Origin of the sequence: Mycetocola spongiae, assembly GCF_020424085.1 — a bacterium.
GTDB classification, from domain to species: Bacteria; Actinomycetota; Actinomycetes; order Actinomycetales; family Microbacteriaceae; genus Mycetocola; species Mycetocola spongiae.
Genome location: NZ_CP080203.1, coordinates 1373508 through 1391123 on the forward strand (window position 1 = coordinate 1373508; position 17616 = coordinate 1391123).

General features: G+C 66.0%; 14 protein-coding genes. 11 read left to right on the forward strand and 3 right to left on the reverse strand.

Annotated elements, in window-relative coordinates:
• Positions 1–13: 13 nt before the first annotated feature.
• The 3 genes from KXZ72_RS06310 (at position 14) to KXZ72_RS06320 (ending at position 3112) form a co-directional block, all read left to right on the forward strand.
• Positions 14–1297: a sensor histidine kinase gene (locus KXZ72_RS06310; protein WP_226083064.1), complete on the forward strand. Its 1284-nt coding sequence runs from the start codon at positions 14–16 to the stop codon at positions 1295–1297.
• On the forward strand, positions 1294–2424 hold the full coding sequence (locus KXZ72_RS06315) for a hypothetical protein (RefSeq protein ID WP_226083066.1): 1131 nt from the start codon (positions 1294–1296) through the stop codon (positions 2422–2424). The genes KXZ72_RS06310 and KXZ72_RS06315 overlap by 4 nt, the downstream gene beginning before the upstream one ends.
• An 88-nt stretch (positions 2425–2512) precedes the next feature.
• Positions 2513–3112 (forward strand): LuxR C-terminal-related transcriptional regulator, encoded by a 600-nt coding sequence (locus KXZ72_RS06320; protein ID WP_404823673.1) that lies wholly within the window; start codon positions 2513–2515, stop codon positions 3110–3112.
• A 38-nt stretch (positions 3113–3150) separates the two neighbouring features.
• On the opposite strand, the gene KXZ72_RS06325 is transcribed toward KXZ72_RS06320, so the two are convergent.
• Positions 3151–4380, reverse strand: a complete 1230-nt coding sequence (locus KXZ72_RS06325; RefSeq protein WP_226083069.1) for an MFS transporter — start codon at positions 4378–4380, stop codon at positions 3151–3153.
• Positions 4381–4585: 205 nt separating this feature from the next.
• Between KXZ72_RS06325 and KXZ72_RS06330 the strand changes: the two genes are divergently transcribed.
• Positions 4586–5503, forward strand: a complete 918-nt coding sequence (locus KXZ72_RS06330) for an alpha/beta fold hydrolase (RefSeq protein WP_226083071.1) — start codon at positions 4586–4588, stop codon at positions 5501–5503.
• Positions 5504–5524: 21 nt separating this feature from the next.
• Here KXZ72_RS06330 and KXZ72_RS06335 read toward each other — a convergent pair whose 3' ends face one another.
• Both KXZ72_RS06335 and KXZ72_RS06340 read right to left on the reverse strand, forming a co-directional pair.
• On the reverse strand, positions 5525–5830 hold the full coding sequence (locus KXZ72_RS06335; RefSeq protein ID WP_226083072.1) for a thiamine-binding protein: 306 nt from the start codon (positions 5828–5830) through the stop codon (positions 5525–5527).
• The gene (locus KXZ72_RS06340; protein ID WP_226083073.1) at positions 5827–7407 is read right to left on the reverse strand and encodes a glycosyltransferase 87 family protein; all 1581 of its coding nucleotides are present in this window, start codon (positions 7405–7407) and stop codon (positions 5827–5829) included. Before KXZ72_RS06340 ends, KXZ72_RS06335 begins: the two co-directional genes overlap by 4 nt.
• A 138-nt stretch (positions 7408–7545) precedes the next feature.
• On the opposite strand from KXZ72_RS06340, the gene KXZ72_RS06345 reads away from it, so the two are divergent.
• The 7 genes from KXZ72_RS06345 to KXZ72_RS06375 all read left to right on the forward strand — a co-directional run bounded on the left by KXZ72_RS06345 (position 7546) and on the right by KXZ72_RS06375 (position 17586).
• Positions 7546–8175, forward strand: coding sequence for an HAD family hydrolase (locus KXZ72_RS06345; protein ID WP_226083074.1), 630 nt, complete (start codon positions 7546–7548; stop codon positions 8173–8175).
• 27 nt (positions 8176–8202) lie between these two features.
• Complete coding sequence (locus KXZ72_RS06350; protein ID WP_226083076.1) at positions 8203–9282, forward strand: NADH:flavin oxidoreductase/NADH oxidase; 1080 nt, start codon at positions 8203–8205, stop codon at positions 9280–9282.
• A gap of 190 nt (positions 9283–9472) precedes the next feature.
• Entirely contained in the window at positions 9473–13936 is a 4464-nt protein-coding gene (locus KXZ72_RS06355; protein ID WP_226083078.1) for a DUF5979 domain-containing protein, read from the forward strand.
• Between the two features lie 348 nt (positions 13937–14284).
• Entirely contained in the window at positions 14285–14563 is a 279-nt protein-coding gene (locus KXZ72_RS06360; protein WP_226083080.1) for a hypothetical protein, read from the forward strand.
• Complete coding sequence (locus tag KXZ72_RS06365) at positions 14560–16332, forward strand: alpha/beta hydrolase (RefSeq protein ID WP_226083082.1); 1773 nt, start codon at positions 14560–14562, stop codon at positions 16330–16332. The genes KXZ72_RS06360 and KXZ72_RS06365 overlap by 4 nt, the downstream gene beginning before the upstream one ends.
• A gap of 82 nt (positions 16333–16414) precedes the next feature.
• Positions 16415–16987: a hypothetical protein gene (locus KXZ72_RS06370; RefSeq protein WP_226083083.1), complete on the forward strand. Its 573-nt coding sequence runs from the start codon at positions 16415–16417 to the stop codon at positions 16985–16987.
• A 5-nt stretch (positions 16988–16992) separates the two neighbouring features.
• Positions 16993–17586 carry a hypothetical protein gene (locus KXZ72_RS06375; protein ID WP_226083084.1) on the forward strand — a complete coding sequence of 198 codons (594 nt, stop codon included), beginning with the start codon at positions 16993–16995 and terminating at the stop codon, positions 17584–17586.
• The last annotated feature ends 30 nt before the right edge of the window (positions 17587–17616 follow it).

Consider the following 17616-nt stretch of genomic DNA (forward strand, 5'->3'; position numbering starts at 1 on the left):
GTATACTGCGGCTATGGTCACCGCGAAAGTCCCGGAGGATGTTTTCCCCTCCACCCGGGTGGGTCGCCCTCCCCGCAGATCGCCGGGCGAGGGTATCAGCGAGGCCGAGCAGGAGCGCTTCACGTGGCAGCGCGCGCGACTGATCACGCGCAGCACGTTTGGCTTTGCGTTGGCCTCGGTGGTGACCACCCTGGTCTGTATCCTGCCCGGCAGCGTGATGTCCCCGGGTGCGCGCGCGCTGGCCCTTGTCCTGCTGGGTTGTTTTCTCGCCAGCCATATTGCGCTTTATCTGACCCAGACCGCGTTCTGGGCGATCAGCACCTATTGTGTGGGCAGCGCGCTGATGCTGACGCTCTGGAACGATCCCGGCATGGGGCTGAACCTGGCTACCGTGACGGCGATGATCGCGGTGGGCGGCTGGGGCATCGGGTCGATGGCCACGATGCTGGTCTCCACGCGCGGCCATGTCGCGATTCTGATCGCCCTGTTTATGGTGACCGTATTCCATCTCTGGATTCCGCTCTGGCCCCTCGGGCGCGAGATCATCGCCCCCACCATTTTGCTGGTGGGTGCCTGGGCGATCCCCACGGCCTTTGGCCTGTGGCTGCTGCGCACGTTCCCGCGCAGCATGCGCCGCATCTCCAGCATCGGCCGCGCCTATTCCACCGAGCGTCGCGCGAGCGAGAGCGAGGCGCAGCGGCACCGCGATGCGCGCCTGCTGCACGATACCGTGCTGGCCACGCTCTCCCTGCTGGCGCACTCGGGACGCGGCGTGAGCGAGGAGGCGATGCGCGCGCAGGCGGCATCGGATCGCGATCTGCTGACCCGCTTGCGCCTGGGCGAGGACGTGAACCCCTCCGCCTCGGGCGCCTATAGCCTCACCACCGCCGATGCCGCGAGCCCCGGGGATGCGCTGGGCCCGGTGCGCGAGCGCTTTGAACGGGTGGGGTTAAACGTGACCTGGCACGGCACCGGCGAGATCGATGCGTCCTCCGCCGCGGGCGAGGCCTTTATCCTCGCGATCGGCGAATGCCTGGAAAATGTGCGCCGGCACTCGGGCGTGGATCACGCGGATGTCACCCTTAGCGCCACCGCCGATCTGCTGCGGGCCGTGGTGACCGATTCCGGTGTGGGTTTTGACCCGGACTCGATCGACTCCGGCCGGCTCGGTTTTGCCGAGTCCGTGGTGGGTCGCCTGCGCTCCGTGGGCGGGTCCACCCGGGTATTCAGCGCCCCGGGGGCCGGCACCACGATCATGCTGGAGGTTCCCGCTCCCGGGGCGGGGGTCGGCGCATGAGCCCGCGCGGACCGGCGACCAAGGCCCAGCTGAGCACGGTTCAGCTCGGTACCGGGCTGGCAGCGGCCGGCGGCATCGTGGTGCTGGTGTCCTTCCTCCGGGTGGCCGAGTACTGGGCCGGATATCGGGTGAGTAATCTGTCGTTCCTGGCCTGGATCCTGCTGGGCCTGACCCTGGTGGCACTGATTTTTTGGGTGCGCTATACCTCCGCGCGGCTGACTCGGCCGGCATTTTTCATCTTTGCGGCCATCCTGATCCTGTGTTCCGTGCTGGATCTGGCCGGGGTCTGGGAGCTCACCGCCACCCGGGTATATCCCACCGCGTCGGTCGCGGTGGGTGGCGTGTTTTTGGCCCTCACCACGCTGCGCCCCACGCGCGAGATGGTCTGGGTCTCGGCGATTCTTTCCATCGGTTTTATCGCCGTATTTATCGCCCAGGGGGCGCAGGCCCCCAGCACCAGCGCACCCGAGTTATTAATGGCGGTTTTTGCGCTGGTGCCGCTGGGCATCGGGATCGTGGTGGTGGGGACCTATCGCAATATGCTCACGCAGGCCCTGGACCGGGTCCTGCTGTTGAGCACGGTGGAGGATCCGGCCTATGGCGTGAGCCTGCGGGCGAAGCAGGAGCTCTCCGCGCTGGATCTGGAGGTGGAGGAGCTCTTCGACGCGGTCGCGGCGGGGAGCGAGCCACTGCCGCTGTCTCCCGAGCGTGCGCGGCGCGCCGGGGAGCTGGCCACGGAGCTGCGCGCGCACCTGATTGCCGGGCGCGTGAATACCTGGCTGGCACACGCGATCAACGAGTCCGATGTGCTGCGCGGCCGGATCACCGTGGAGGACCCGGAGGGCCTGGCCGGGCTGATGGATCCCGGGCAGCGCGATGGTTTATTATCCGCAATCTGGCTTCTTTCCGTCACAGACGGTGACACAACCCCTCAGGGAACTTTAGAATTCTCTAGGGAAGGTATCGGCCCGCGTTCAGACTCGCTGCGCATTACATTGACGTTCACGGGTATGACACGACTCAATATCGAACCCGCAACTTGGCCCGGTTTAGACCGGGTTGGGCGATATGGTGTAACAAGCACCGCAACCGGGGTAAAGATTATGTTGCGCAGTGCCCTTCGCTAATTCGCCCCGCCGCCGTACCCGAGGAGAGGAAACCCACATGAGCAGCGCTGACACACCGATACGCCTGGCAATTGTCGACGATCATCGGATGTTGCTATCCGCTCTCACCGAGTGGATCCGGGCCGCGGCCGATGATATTCACATGGTCACCGCCGTCACCACGTGGCCCGAGCTGCTTGGTCACCCCGAGTTCCCCGTGGACGTGGTTCTCCTCGACCTGGACCTCAAGGATAATATTCCGATCTCGCTGAAGATCGCCACGCTGAATACCACGGGCGTGCGCACGGTCCTGATGAGCACCTATTCCGAGCCCGCCGTGGTGCGCGAGGCCCTCGCCGCGGGTGCGATGGGTTATCTGGCCAAGAGCGAGGATGCCACGATGATCGTGGAGGCCATCCGCGCGGCCTATGCGGGCGAAAGCTTTATCTCCGCCGAGCTGGACACCGCACTGAGCGAGGACACCGGCTCCGGGGTCCCCAAGCTCAGCGCGCAGGAGCGCCGGGTCATGGCACTCTATGCCGCGGGCGAGCCCGTAAAATCGGTGGCCTTTGAGCTCAGCATCTCCGAGGAGACCGCCAAGAGCTACCTTAAGCGCATCCGCGAGAAGTACCGCGGCGCGGGCCACGATGTGGGCACCAAGGTTGCGCTGCGCAAGCGCGCCATCATCGACGGCATCATCGTCGACTAAGACCCCGCCGGTTTCCGGCCCCGAACGCCGCCACGCAGTTATGCGAGGCGGCGTTCGCGCTTTTCCACCAGAAATCCGGTCGCCGCGATGAGGATGCCGAGGGTGGTCAGCACGCAGGCCACCGTGATCGGCGCAAGATAGCCGAGTCCCCCGGCGATCACGAGGCCGCCGAGGAAGGCCCCCGCGGCATTACCGATATTCATCGCCGAGTGGTTCAGCGCCGCGGCAATCGACTGGGCATCGCCCGCAACATCCATAAAGCGGGTCTGCACCACCGGGCCCAGCCCCGAGGAGGCCGCGCCGGTGAGGAAAACAAAGAGGAAGAGCAGCGGCAGGATCGACGCCACAAAATAGAGCACAATAAACACGCCGAGCATCGAGAAGAACGCGATATAAAGCGCGGCCTTCAGGTTCCGGTCGGCGAAGCGCCCCACGATCAGGTTACCCGCGGTCATGCCCACTCCCATCGTGGCCAGCAGCCACGGGACGGTGCTCGCCGCGGCCCCGGCCACCTCGGTTGCGAGGGGCGTGAGATAGGAGTACACCGCAAAAAAGCCGCCAAATCCAATCGCACCGATGCCCAGCGCAAACCAGACCTGGGCGCGGCGGAATACCCGCAGCTCGCGACGGATCGTCTGTTCGCGGTTTCCGGGGAAGCGCGGCACCACGAGGGCAATCGCGATTGTGGAGACCGCAAAGATCACGGCGACCAGCAGATAGGCGGCCCGCCAGCCGAGCTGCTGCCCCACCACGGTGCCCAGCGGGACACCCACGATATTGGAGATCGTGAGTCCCAGCATCACGAGGGACACACCGCGGGCGCGGCGCGCGGGCCCCATCAGCTGCGCGGCCACCAGCGCGGCAATGCCAAAATAGGCGCCGTGCGGCAGGCCCGCAATAAAGCGCGCAACCAGCACCCCGCCGAAGCTGGGCAGGAGCGCGGTGGCCACCGTGGCCAGGGTGAAGCTCACGCCGAGCCAAAACAGCACGCTCTTGCGCGACCAGCGCGCCACGGCCGCCGCGATGGTCGGGGCCCCCACCACCACACCCAGCGCATAGAGCGTGATCATCCAGCCGGCGTGCGCATTGGCCTGGGAGGGATCCACGGCGTAGATATCGGGGAGCAGATCCGCGGCGATATTGGGCAGCAGCCCCATCGCCACAAACTCGGTGGTCCCGATGCCAAAGGATCCGATGGCCAAAACAAACAGGGATAGCCGCACGCGCGCGGGCGTGATCGTGGCGGGATCAGTAAATGTACGGGACATTTGTCCTATTCTACGGGACGAATCAAATCGATTCGATCCCCCTGTTTGCGCGGATCCCGCGCGCGGGCCGATCCACACTCCGGGCAGCCCAACCGCGCCCTATCGGCGGGGCGCCCGCCGCCCGCGGTCGCGGCCGCCCCGCGGGGCCTAATCTAGGGAGGGTGGCCCAAAACCGGGGCCGCGCCGGAGAGCGAGGGAACACGGAATGCCCATCAGCGAGATCACCTACGTGGATACCCCCGTGCTACGCATCGGCTATGAGAGCCTGGGCGAGGCGGACGGCACGCCCATTATTCTGCTGCACGGATTTCCCTATGACGTGCGCTCCTATGACGAGGTGGCCCCGCGGCTGGCCCGCGAGGGCTTCCGGGTGATCGCCCCCTATCTGCGCGGCTACGGGCCTACGCGCTTCCTCTCCGGGGAGACCCCACGCTCGGGACAGCAGGCGGCGCTGGGCCGCGATGTGATTGACCTCCTGGATGCGCTGGGGATCAACCGCGCGATCCTCGCGGGTTATGACTGGGGCGGCCGCGCCGCGAGTGTGGCCGCGGCCCTGTTTCCGGAGCGGGTGAGCGGGCTGATCACCGCCGCCGGCTATCCGATCCAGGACATCGCCGGCTCGGTGGAACCGGATTCCCCCGCCGAGGAAAAGCTGTCCTGGTATCAGTATTATTTCCACTCCGAGCGCGGCCGGCGCGGCCTGGAACGCTATCGCGAGGACCTGTGCGGGATGCTCTGGCGCGAGTGGTCGCCCGAGTGGGCCGGCGCCGAGGCCGCGTTTGCCGCCTCCGCACCGAGCCTGCATAACCCCGATTTTGTGGACGTGGTGGTGCACTCCTATCGGCACCGCTGCGGCCTGGCCGAGGGCGATCCGCGCTATGCCGAGCTGGAGCGCATTCTCGCCGGGGCACCCACCATTGCCGCCCCCACGGTATCGCTAGACAGCGGCGCGGACGGGTTCGGTTGGTTTGATTCCTCGGAACACGCCGCACATTTCTCGGGGGCCTTTAGCACCGTGGTGCTGCCCGGGGCCGGGCATAACCCGCCGCAGGAGGACCCCGCGGGATTTACCGCTGCGGTCCTGGCGCTGGCCCGGGATATCGGGGCCGCCGGCGCGCGCTAGCGCCCGGCGGCGTCCGCGCGGCTAGGCGTCGCCGAGTGCGCGCTCGAGCCGGTCCAGCTTGCCGGTCATCTCACCGCTGAACCCGGGGCGGATATCCGCCTTTAACACCAGCGAGACCCGCGAGCCAAAGGCCCCCACGGCCTCTGTCGCGGCCTTGACCACGGCCATGACCTCATCCCAGTCACCCTCGATCGTGGTGAACATCGAATCGGTGCGGTTGGGCAGGCCCGAGTCGCGGACGATCTTCACGGCCGCGGCCACGGCATCGTGGACGGAGCCGTCCTCGCGGCCGGTTCCGGAGGGTGCAACGGAGAATGCAACGATCATGAGGGGTTTCCCTTTTCTTCGGTGGTGAGGTGAACGGGGTTGGTCAGCGGCCCCGCGGCTCGGCTGGAGGCGGGGACGGGGGAATCTTCCGGCGGGGCCGCGGCAGCCGGGGGCGTCCGGGTCCAGCGCGGGGCCCAGCGAATCTCAAAACTATGTCGCAGATTTGCGGTGACCGAGGCGGCGAGCGCCGCCGTCGTGGCGGGATCCAGCCCCAGCCCACGCCCGGCACTCTGGGCTTCAAGCTCCTCGCGCACATTCTCCTGCACCGTGTTCAGGATCTCCTCGTCCCAGACCACGGGCGCCTCGGCAACGGTCGCGGCGGGGGCGCGCGTTGCGGGCGCCGCCGGCTCGTCCGGGCCCAGCAGCGTGGCCCAGAGCCCCGGCACGGCCGCCCGCTCGGCCGCTCCCGCGCGCCAGAGCTCGCGGATCGCCCAGACCAGCAGCACGATCGAACCGATATTGCGCAGCGTCAGCACCAGGACTGCCCAGGTCTCGACGCCGATGACGTAACCGTAGTTATACGGATAAAACAGGTGGGTCAGCGCCGCGAGCACCAGCGAGGCTATCGCCGGGAACATAAAACGCCGACCGGAGACCACAAGCCCATAAACCACCGGCGCGATCAGCCACACCATAAACTGCGGCGAACCCACCTTATTCATCACGATCATCGCGAGGACCAGCGCCAGCACCAGCTCGGGCAGGATGCGCAGCACGGGTGTGCCAAAGCGGCGGGCACGCAGGGCGAGGAACGCGATCAGCGCCACGGTGACCACAAGCAGCGGCGTCATCACGGCGGAGAGCACGTCCACCCCCGAGCCCAGCACCTGATAGGTCAGGATGCCGCGGTCATAATAAACCTCGGCCGGTCCGCCCAGCGCCGCGAGCCAGAGATAGGGCACGGCCACGGGGGCCTCGATCTGGATGCCGCGGCCGGTCTGCTCGGTGATAAAGGAAAACACGTTTGGGAAGCCACCGATCGCGATGGCCAGCACCACGATCGCGGCGCTGGTCGCGAGCCCCACCCAAAAAATCTGGAGGCGTTCGCGCAGCAGAAGCAGCGCGCCACCGATGATTGCGGCGGGCCAAATCTTCATCCAGGTGGCGATGCTCAGCACGATGGTGGCCGCCCGCGGATGCCGCATCAGCAAGAGCAGCCCCACGATCGCCATCGGCACGGTGATCGAATCCACCCGGCCAAAAACGATCGGACCGAGCACCACGGTGAAGGCCATCCACCACAGGCCCGCGCGGCGGCGCGCCTGATTGGGGTTCTCGCCGATCAGGAACGCGAAGGCCACCGCGTTCAGCACCGTGACCAGCAGGAGCCAGCCCAGCGGATAGCCCGCGACGCCCAGGAGCATCGGCGGCAGCATCGGCAGCAGCGCGGCGATCGGATAGACCCAGGGCTGGGTGATCCCCATGATCGCGCCGCCCTGCAGGGCGGTGGCCGCCCAGGGCTGATACACGGCGGTGACGTCCCCCAGGGGATAGCCGGTTGCGTTCAGGGAGAGCCAGATTGTCCAGAGATGAACGATGGCAAAGATGGCCCAATAGGGGGCGTTTCGGCTAGTCACTGTCTCATCCTAGGAGACACACCCCAAGAATCCCGTGCCGTTGTGTCCCGTCTCGGCACGGCTACGGCCGGTTTGCAGGTGGAACCGTTAGATTCTGGGGAAACCTGCGTCATCCGTTTTCCGGAAAGGACCCAAAAATTGTCTTCCCTGTCACTGCACCCCCGCACCGTGGTTTTTGATTACGGCGATGTCATCTCCCGCGAGCAGATTCCGGCGGAGGCCGAGCATACCCGCGCCCTCACCGGCATTCCCGCCGCGGAGTTTTGGCCCGCCTATTGGCGTCATCGCGAGGCCCTCGACTGCGGCACCCTGAGCATCGAGGAGTACTGGCAGAAAATCGCCCGGGAATCCGGGCGCGAGTTTGATCGCGCGCTGATTCAGGAGATCTGGATCAGCGATTACCGCAGCTGGCTATCGATTAACCCCGAGGTATTTCGCATCATCGAGGATCTCACCGCGGGAGGCACGCGCCTGGCACTGCTCTCCAATGCCGGGGCAGATTTTGGCGGATATTTCCGCTTTGGCCCGCTCGCCGATCATTTTGATGAGTTCATCGTGAGCGGGGAGATTGGCCTCGTGAAGCCCCATGCCGATATCTACGAGTACACGCTCGCCGCGCTGGGAATTACCGCGGAGCGCATGGTGTTCATTGATAACAGGCCGGAGAATATCGAGGCGGCACGTTCCCTCGGGATCACCGGCCACGTCTTCACCGGGGCCGAGGGCCTGCGTGCCTTCCTCTCCGACCTCGCTTCCGCCACACACTAATCCCGATCCGAAGGGCTCCCCGCCTCCATGACCCACCTCTTTGATCCCCTGACCCTGCGCTCGGTGACCGTGCGCAACCGCGTGTGGATCTCCCCCATGTGCCAGTACGCCGTGGAGCGCCGGGACGGCGTACCCACCGCCTGGCATGCCGTGCACCTGGGCCAGTTTGCGCTGGGCGGCGCGGGGGCGGTCATCGTGGAGGCCACCGCGGTGAGCCCCGAGGGCCGGATCTCGCCGCGGGATACCGGCATCTGGAACGATCAGCAGGCCGCGGCCTGGGCCCCGATCACCGCGTTCCTCTCCGCGCACGGCGCCACCCCGGGCATTCAGCTCGCGCATGCCGGCCGCAAGGCCTCCACGCGCGCCCCCTGGGGCGAGGGTGCGGGTTCCGGCTCGGTTCCCGCCGCCGAGGGCGGCTGGGAGACCCTCGCACCCTCGGCGGTGGCCTTCGAGGGTTATGCCGTCCCGCGCGAGATGACGCTGACCGATATCGCCGGGGTGGCCCGCGATTTTGCGTCGGCCGCGCGGCGCGCGGTGGATGCCGGATTTGAGCTCCTGGAAATCCACGCGGCCCACGGCTATCTGTTGCACCAGTTCCTGTCCCCGCTGTCAAACCTGCGCCGGGATAGCTTCGGTGGCAGCCTGGAAAACCGCGCGCGCCTGCTCCTCACGGTGATCCGCGAGGTGCGCACGCGCGTGGGTGAGGTGCCCATTCTGGTGCGTTTCTCCGCAACCGATTGGACCGAGGGCGGCCTGAGCGTCGAGGATATCGCCACGGTGGCGGGGCTCGCGGTTGAGGCGGGCGCCGACTTCTACGACATCTCCTCGGGTGGGCTGATCCCCGGCGCCCGGATCCCGGTGGGCCCGGGCTATCAGGTGCCCCTCGCCGCGCATATTGGCGCCGAGGTATCGGTTCCGGTGGGAGCGGTGGGGCTGATCACCACGGCCGAGCAGGCCCAGGAGATCGTTGCCTCGGGCGATGCCGATGTGGTGTTGATCGGCCGGGAGGCCCTGCGTAATCCGCATTTTGCGCTTGAGGCCGCCACCACGCTGGGCCGGTCCGAGGGCCTTATTCCCGGGCCCTATGAGCGGGCCTATGGCCACTAACTAGAGCGCCCCTACCAGCCCCATTTCGGGGCACAGTGCCCCCGCAATATGACCCCTGAACGGGATTTTTAGTCATATTTCGGGGGCAATTCTGTATTCCCCGCGGGATTACCCCTAAATTAAAAGTATCCGGTGGCACTCAGGCGTTTCCCGGAGTCGAAATTGTCGTGATCTGGGGAATATCAACACTATGAGAAAAAGTTTTCGGGCGGCCGTGGCACTCCTCGCGGCGGGGGCACTGGTCCTGGGGGGTCCCGCGGTCAACGCCGCCGAACCCACGCAGGGTGTCACGATTGAAAAGAGCAATACCCTCAAGGGTCAGCCCGCGGCCCCGGGCGGAAAATTCTCCTATGTGCTGAAGGCAGGTTGCTCGGGCATCGAGGTGGACTGCCTCAACGCCGAGATCGTGGATGTGCTGCCCGAGTGGGTCACGCTGGAGCAGGTGCCCGCGAGCACCACCGCCTATACCGTGACCTATAACGAGGACACCCGAGAGCTGCGCGTGAAATTCCTCACGCCCACCAATAATCCCGAGGGCATCGGGCTTCCCGCGGGCAGCGATGAGACCATCACCGTGCAGGTGGGCATCCCCTCCGATACCACCCTGGCCGATGGTGAATCCTTTGATAACACCGCGGTGATCACGGCCGATGGCTCGACCGATACCGATACCAACCCGGTCACCGTGCAGGTTGAGCGCATCGCGCTCCCGCAGGCCACCAAGTCCTGGTCCCCCACCGGTTCGTTTATCGGACACGATGATCCCAGCACAATCACACTCGGCGTAAAAAACTCCTCCTCCGCCACGGCCGAGGTGGACCGGCTGAGCGTGAGCGATGACTCGGCCGAGACCTTCGATTTTTTTGATGTCTCCTCGATCACGCTCGATTCCTTCCCCGCGGGCGCCGATCGCGCGGTGCTGCGCGTAAAAACCGCCACCGGCTGGATCTCCGGCGCGGCCGTGTCCAACACCGGCGCCCTCACCATCCCGCCGCCGGCCACCGCCGCCGATATCATCGGCGTGGCCGTGGACTTCAGCAACTCCGCGGGCGAGGTCCTGCCCGTGGATCCCACGGGCGGAGCCGTATCCTTCGACGTGGTGCTGCGCGATACCCATCGCACAAACGGCACGCCCATCGCCTCCGATCAGCGCCAGCCGGTAAATAACTGTGCCGTGCCCGAGGCACATGAGGCCGAGCTCGGCGTGATCCAGCGCGATCCCGCGTGCGTGGTGCACTCGGTATATCCCAATAGCGTCACCCTGGAACCCTCCAAGCAGTATTTCCCGGATAGCAACGGCAATTTTTCGGCCGATGCCGGCGAATATGCCGTGGTGGGTGTGGACTCGGGCGTTAGCGCGGTGATCGACGCCAAGAACACCGCGCCCTTCCCGCTGTCCGAGCTGACCATCACCGAGCCGGCCACCCCGGGTGGCGACTTCGATAAGCTCACCGTGACCGATGTGCGGGTGCGTTTCCCCGCGGGTGCCACCGCGGCCGTGGTCAAGGTTGAGTATCCCGGCGGCGTGGTGCGGGAGTATCCGTTCAGCAAAAATGGCAGCGTGGAGCTGCCCGAGGGCGAGCGCCCCGTGAAGATTTCGGTCACCTATACCGGGGTGGATGCCGAGGGAAATCCGAGCATCGCGCCGGATGCGGTCGCGGGGCTGGACGTGCACGGCATCATTCCGGGCGATCGGCTCACCGCGGAAAACCTGCCGGGTGGCACCGATCCGGGCGTGACCAATTGCGCGGCCGTGAGCGGCGTGGCCAATCCCGATAACGGTGCGGGCAGCGTGGCCGGCGATGTCTGCGTGGACCTCACCGTGAGCGAACCGTTCACCGAATATAACGGCAAAAAAACCGCCAATCAGACGGTCGTGGTGGATGGCCAGCCGGTGACCTACCGCCTGAATATCACCAATAACGGCACTATTCCGATGACCACCCCCGTGCTCTCGGATCCGCCGATGACCCCGGGCTCCCCCAATATTCCGGACCCGCGCTATACCAGCATCTTTGAAAACCTCGTGCTGCAAAATGCCACGGTCATCAGCCCCAAGACCGAGGATGCAGTGCACCTGGAGATCCTGATGCCCGATCAGACCTGGCGCGATTATGAGAGTTCTCCCGCGGTTCTCAGCCGGGCCATCGCGATCCGGGCAAGCCTCGACGGCAATCTAAACCCCGCCCAGTCGCTCACCGTGGATCTGCGCTTTGAGCTGCGTCCCGGTAAGCCGCTGGGTACCACCCTGTCCAATTGTTTCCAGTTTGACTCCGGCAACCTCGCCGCCGTGGACCCCAGCTGTGCCCCCGAGGTCAGCACGGGGGCGCGTTCCTCCGCGGCCGCACTGAAAAAGTCGATCTCTCCCGAGACGCTGCCCGAATATGTGCCGGGTCGCCCCGAGCAGACCGCCAATGTCACCCTGACGGTGACCAACCTGGGTAACCTCAACGCCAAGAACCTCATGGTCAAGGATGAGACCGAGGCATTTTTTGATGCCGTGGACTTTGTGCAGATCACCAAGCTGCGCTATCCGGCCGGCTCCGATCGGGTGGCGCTGAGCTATCTGCTGGAGGACGGCTCCTGGACCGATCCGGTCCCCGGGGTAAAAACCGGCGCCCAGGCGCTGCCCGAGGGAATCAGCGCGGACCGCGTGCGCGGGGTGCGCGGCGAGTTCAGCGGCGATCCCCTGGGGGAAAACGGCGGCACGGTACTCACCCCGTGTAAGGACGGCGCGGCCTGCCGCGGCGAGCTCACCTTCGCCGTGCACCCGCGCGGGGATCTGCGCAGCTCCCCCGGCACGGCCATCCCGAAGACGCTCGTGAATACCGTGAACGGCACGTTCACCACGCTCAGCGAATCCGGCGAGGCCCCCGCCCCCAAGCCGATTCCGGATGTGAACGCCTCGCTCGCGCTGGTGCCGGGCTCGGTCACGCTGGACGTGCAGAAGACCCCCGATACCAATCTCAAGCCGGGCAGCAACCAGGTCTTTAAGCTGCTTGTGCGCAATACAGGGACGGGCGATATTCCCCGGCTGCGGGTGACCGATGCATTGCCCGATCAGCTCGTGCTCGACGAGAGTTTTGTGGGCGATAGCGTGGACGGCGTGGTGCTTCCCTATCGCATCGTGGATCAGGTCCTGCCCGAGGGAACCCCCGCGGTGCCCACGCCCGCGCTGAGCCTCACGCGCGACGGCGATCACGTGAGCGCCGCCACCTGGACGTTCCCCGGCGACTGGGTCCTGCCGCCGGGTGGCGAGTTTGTGATCGAGATCGCCGCGGGCCTGGCCCCGGGTGTGCACGCGGGCGATCGGATCACCAATACCCTCGGCGCAACCTCGACCGATAACGATCGCCTGGTGTGCGAGCGCCCGGAGTCCGGTCAGACCGGAACCGTGGGCGAGGGCCTGTACTGCACCGATACGGCGGTGGTCACCACCGAGGCCGGGTCCGCCTTTGATACCCGCAAGTGGGTAGCGGGCGATGCAGACCTCGGCTGGTATCACAACTCGCGCAAGGCGTTTATCCCCACCGGGGATGCCTCCTGCCCCGTGCTCACCGTGGAGGGCATCACCTATACCACCACGCCCTGTGTGGCGCTGACCCACCCCGGCAGCGATTATCGCTACCTGATTAATGTGATCAACTCGGGTACACAGCCCGCCGAGACCGTGGTGATCGTGGATCGCCTGCCCGCGCCCGGCGATGACGGCGTGATCTCCACGGGCCGCGGCACGGAGTGGGATAACGCACCCACCCTCGTGGCGGCCCCCGAGATTCACCACGAGGGCTCGCGTAATACCCTCGGCTATGCCAGCACCCAGGACCTGTGCCTGGACGATCTGGATCTGGCCACCCCCGAGCGCTGCGCCGATGCCTGGTCACCCGCGTTTAGCACCACGGCCACGGCCTTCCAGGCGGAGATGAACTTCCCCGCCAATGATCTGCTGGAGCCCGGAGAATCCTTCCCGATCACGTTCGAGATGACGGCTCCGGAACAGATCGCGCAGAAGCAGGCCACGGGACCCACGATTGCCTGGAACTCGCTTGCCCGCAGCGCACGCACGATCGACGTGGGCGGCGACCCGGAGATCGTGCCGATTCGCGAACCGCTGAAGGTGGGCATCGGTGTGGCCTATGGCGCGTTTGAGCTCAGCAAGAAAATCGTGGATAACGGCTCCGGATTAAACACAGCGGCGCTGGAGTTCGAATTCGAATATCTGTGTACCCTGACCGATGAAAAGGAAAAGCGCACGGTACTCTCGGGGGCGCTGACCCTCACCGGAGAGGGGACCGGAAACGTGCAGGGTATCCCCGCGGGTGCCGAGTGTGACCTCTGGGAGAGCAATACCGCGGGTGGCGAATCCAGCAACCCGACTGCCGATCCGGTGCACTTTATGATCGATAAAAATAATGTGCAGCGCGGTGAGATCGCCCGGCTCGCGGTCACCAATACGTTCACCGCGCCCGATCCCTCGCCGACCCCCGGCATCCCGGGAACCCCCGGGCCCACCCCGGGCACGGCACTCCCGCCCGCCCTCGGGCAGACGGGTCTGGACGGCGGCCCGCTGGGAATCCTGGCAGCGCTCGGTGTCGCGCTCCTGGGTATCGGGTTCCTGCTGCGGAGGCGGAACGTGCGGAGCCCGCGGGCCTAGGCCGGCGGCGTCCCCCGGCGGGGAGTGCCGCCGCCACGGAAACGTGGCGGCGGCACTCCCCGCTTTTATACGCACGAGGGTTCCGGATCGGCGGCTCCCACCCGGATCGACAGGAAAAACAAGGACAGCCCGACCCCGGGAGCGCGCGTCATGTCGATCGGGCAGCCCCGCCGCCGGGTCCCCCGAGTTTCCGCCGCAAAACACGGTGCACGGCCTCTCATCCCGCGAGAGATTTTGGCGGTATCCCCAAAAGTTTTTCGTGAAAAATCCGCGGTAGGTGTCTAGGTTTATCTCCATAAATACGTGAATCACGGTCCGCGCGGCGGGCCGCGGAGAACGGGGTATTTTATGGAATTCTGGATTAACACCGATGAGTTTGGTGGGCTCCTCTCCGGGCTCGGGGCGCTCCCGCCGATGCTCGCCGCCCCGCGCCTGGATGATGGCTATGCGACCCGCAGCGATCCGGTCATGGAGGCACTGAACGAGGTCCTGGTCTGGCGGCATCGCGAGGGCGCCACCGAGGAGGAGACGCTGAATACCCTGTGGGCCCGCGCCCGGGAGACCGCTGAGTATTATGTGGCCCAGGACCGGCACGTGGCGGATTCGGTGGAGGAGGCCGGCGGATGATGTGGCCGGAGGACGACCCCGGCGTGGGCGAGCTGGAGGGTTTACAACGCACGGCCCTCGCGCTGAAGAACGAGGCGGAGGAGCTCGCCTATCCCATCGAATCCCTGCACGCCGCGATCGCCTTTTCCGAGACCGTGTGGACGGGCCCTGGCGCCGAGAACTGGCGCGTGCTGATCGCCGAGCAGGCAGCGGAAATCGCGCGGCGGGTGGAGGTCTCGGAAAACCTCGCCCGGATCCTGCGCGAGTTCGGCTATGACCTGGACGATATCTTCTACCGGGTACACCGCCAGCAGCATCTGCGGGAGGGCGCGCTGGATGAGTATCGGGCAGCACTGCGCGCGGCGCAGGCCTTTGGGGAACACCTGGATCTGCCGCCGACCCCCACCCCCGGGCCCGCCCCGGCGATAAACGGCTGGGAGGAATACTGCGCCGCCGATCGCGAGATCGCCCGCCTGGCCACCCGCCGCCACGAGTCCGAGGACACGTGCGCGGCCCGGCTCCGCGCGGCGCTGCCCGCGGACTGGGCCGCGGTCTCCCGGGTGGGCAGTATCGCGCGGGTGGACCCCGCCTCGCTGACCCCGGTTGCCCTCGCGTCCGCGCTGGAACGCTGCACCCCCGATCAGGTGCGGGAGTATCTGGATTCCCTGGGCGAGGAGGAGCGCGCGCGATTTTGGCCGTTGCTTTCCGGGCGGCTGGTCGAGCGGCTCATCGATAAGGTTCCGCTCTATATCGGAAATCTTAATGGCATTCCCTTTGCCGTGCGCCATCGCGGCAATGTGCTTGCGCTCGAACGCGAGCATGAGCGCCTCACGGAGCAGCTTGCCACGGTGGAGGCCCTGCGGGAAAACGCCGTTACCGGGAGCGAGGAGTATCAGAAGCTCGGCAGGCAGCGGAACGAGCTGCGGGCCAGCCTGTCCGATATGAATGCACTCTGGGAGATCTTTGGTACCGATCTCGCCCATAATTATGACCCGCCGCGCACCCTGATCGCCTACGATCCCTCGGAGGCGGGGCCGCCTCTGGCCTCGATCGCCCTGGGCGATCTGGATGCGGCGCGCGAAATCCCGGTATTTGTGCCCGGAATGTCCAGCTCCACGGCCGAGCCCGAGGGATACCTGGAGGGCATAAAAAACCTGATCAAGGGTAAACCACATCAGGCGGGCGTGCTGTTTTTGGGGTATAACGCCCCCAATTTGGCCACCGTATTCCTCCCGCACTCGGCCCGGGCCGGCGCGCCCCGGTTGAACTCCCTGCTGAGCGGCATCGCCGCCGCGCGCTCCAGCGATCGGATCCGCCTGAGCGTGATTGCGCACTCCTATGGCACCACCCTGCTTGCCTATGCGCTTCCGGATAATCGGGTGGGCCTGGACTCGGTCACGCTGCTCGGCTCCGCGGGTGTCCCGCAGGGCTTTAGCGTACAGGATTTTGGGGTGCCCGATGAGCGGGTATTTGTGACCGAGCCGTGGGGCGATTTCACCGCCGATCTGGGGCGCCTCGGGAGCCTCCGGGAAAACCCGGAGGACCCCCAATTTGGTGCGGTTGCCTTTGGTTCGGACGGCACCACCCTCCCCACCGGGGAGGTGCTCCTGCCCACCACCGATCACGGGGCGGCGGTGGCCGGAGACGGGCACTATACGGGCGCCTATCTGGATGCTGATACCGAGGCCCTGTGGAACCTGCGGCTCATCACCACGGGGCACTTTGATCGGCTCACCGCGGGAGATACCGAAGACGCCCTGGACTCGATGGAGGAGTCCGAATATGACTAGCGGGTTCCGGAAGTGGCGCGGCCCGGCAGCGCGGCGAGCCTCGCGCGCGTCTCGATACCCGCGAACCGCGGCTCCCGGCACTATGGCGCGGCTGCTTATTGGCCTCCCGCTGGCCCTCGTGTTTCTCGCCGCTGCGCCGGGATGCGCCCGGGTCACGCCTCCCCCGGGCCCGGAACGCCCCACGGAACAGGTCATCGCCGATGCCATGGAACAACGCGGCAAATTCTGGGCCGAACTCGACGATATCCAAAACCTCCTCGGCGGCACGTGGGAAAAACACGACGACCCACTCGCCAATAGCTGCCCGGGCAGCAACAGAGAAACCTATAAATACAGCGGAGATCGCATTCGCAGCGAAGCCCTGCCCGACCCCGTCGCCGGAGCGGAACAACTCACCACGTATTTTTTACAACTCGGCTATACAGTCACACCACAGTCCTTTGATAAATACCATCACGCGATCATTGCCCGGGACGCCAACGGCTGGCGTATCACGGTCACCACCGACCTCGTCGAAGAAAAAATGCAGACCACCATCGCCGCCGACACCGGCTGCTTCCGCGGCAAAACCGTCCTCATCGCACGCTACCAATCACGCCTCATCGACGAGGAACGCGCCCGCACCTCCCCCAGCCCCAGCCCCTCCCGATACTGAGCCCCATGAGCCCACCACACAAAACCACCCCGCGACTCCACACGACCCTCCTGCGCATTCTGGGCACCCTCGCCCTGGCCACCACCCTGCCCACCGGCTGCACCACCCCCGCAGAGACCCGCCCCACGGAACAGGTCATCGCCGATGCCATGGAACAACGCGGCAAATTCTGGGCCGAACTCGACGACATCCAAAACCTCCTCGGCGGCACCTGGGAAAAACACGACGACCCACTCGCCAATAGCTGCCCGGGCAGCAACAGAGAAACCTATAAATACAGCGGAGATCGCATTCGCAGCGAGGCCCTCCCCGACCCCATCGCCGGAGCGGAACAACTCACCACCTATTTTTCACAACTCGGCTATACCGTCACACCCCAGTCCTTCGCCCCCAACCACCACGCCATCATTGCCCGGGACGCCAACGGCTGGAACATCACGGTGACCACCTACCGCCTCAAACAGGACATGCTGACCACCATCGCCGCCGATACCGGCTGCTTCCGCGGCAACTCCGGCCTGATCAGCGATTACCAATCTCGCCTCATCCGAGAGGAACGCGCCCGCACCTCCCCGAGCCCCAGCCCCTCCCGGTATTAGTTATGCCTCCACGTCCCGGGCCCCGCCGTC

What these genes read in the sequence shown, in the direction of transcription:
- KXZ72_RS06310 (WP_226083064.1), top strand. Translation starts at nt 14, where the DNA reads ATGGTCACCGCGAAAGTCCCGGAGGATGTTTTCCCCTCCACCCGGGTG.
- KXZ72_RS06330 (WP_226083071.1), top strand. Translation starts at nt 4,586, where the DNA reads ATGCCCATCAGCGAGATCACCTACGTGGATACCCCCGTGCTACGCATC.
- KXZ72_RS06315 (WP_226083066.1), top strand. Translation starts at nt 1,294, where the DNA reads ATGAGCCCGCGCGGACCGGCGACCAAGGCCCAGCTGAGCACGGTTCAG.
- KXZ72_RS06335 (WP_226083072.1), bottom strand. Translation starts at nt 5,830, where the DNA reads ATGATCGTTGCATTCTCCGTTGCACCCTCCGGAACCGGCCGCGAGGAC.
- KXZ72_RS06355 (WP_226083078.1), top strand. Translation starts at nt 9,473, where the DNA reads ATGAGAAAAAGTTTTCGGGCGGCCGTGGCACTCCTCGCGGCGGGGGCA.
- KXZ72_RS06325 (WP_226083069.1), bottom strand. Translation starts at nt 4,380, where the DNA reads ATGTCCCGTACATTTACTGATCCCGCCACGATCACGCCCGCGCGCGTG.
- KXZ72_RS06370 (WP_226083083.1), top strand. Translation starts at nt 16,415, where the DNA reads ATGGCGCGGCTGCTTATTGGCCTCCCGCTGGCCCTCGTGTTTCTCGCC.
- KXZ72_RS06375 (WP_226083084.1), top strand. Translation starts at nt 16,993, where the DNA reads ATGAGCCCACCACACAAAACCACCCCGCGACTCCACACGACCCTCCTG.
- KXZ72_RS06350 (WP_226083076.1), top strand. Translation starts at nt 8,203, where the DNA reads ATGACCCACCTCTTTGATCCCCTGACCCTGCGCTCGGTGACCGTGCGC.
- KXZ72_RS06320 (WP_404823673.1), top strand. Translation starts at nt 2,513, where the DNA reads ATGTTGCTATCCGCTCTCACCGAGTGGATCCGGGCCGCGGCCGATGAT.
- KXZ72_RS06365 (WP_226083082.1), top strand. Translation starts at nt 14,560, where the DNA reads ATGATGTGGCCGGAGGACGACCCCGGCGTGGGCGAGCTGGAGGGTTTA.
- KXZ72_RS06360 (WP_226083080.1), top strand. Translation starts at nt 14,285, where the DNA reads ATGGAATTCTGGATTAACACCGATGAGTTTGGTGGGCTCCTCTCCGGG.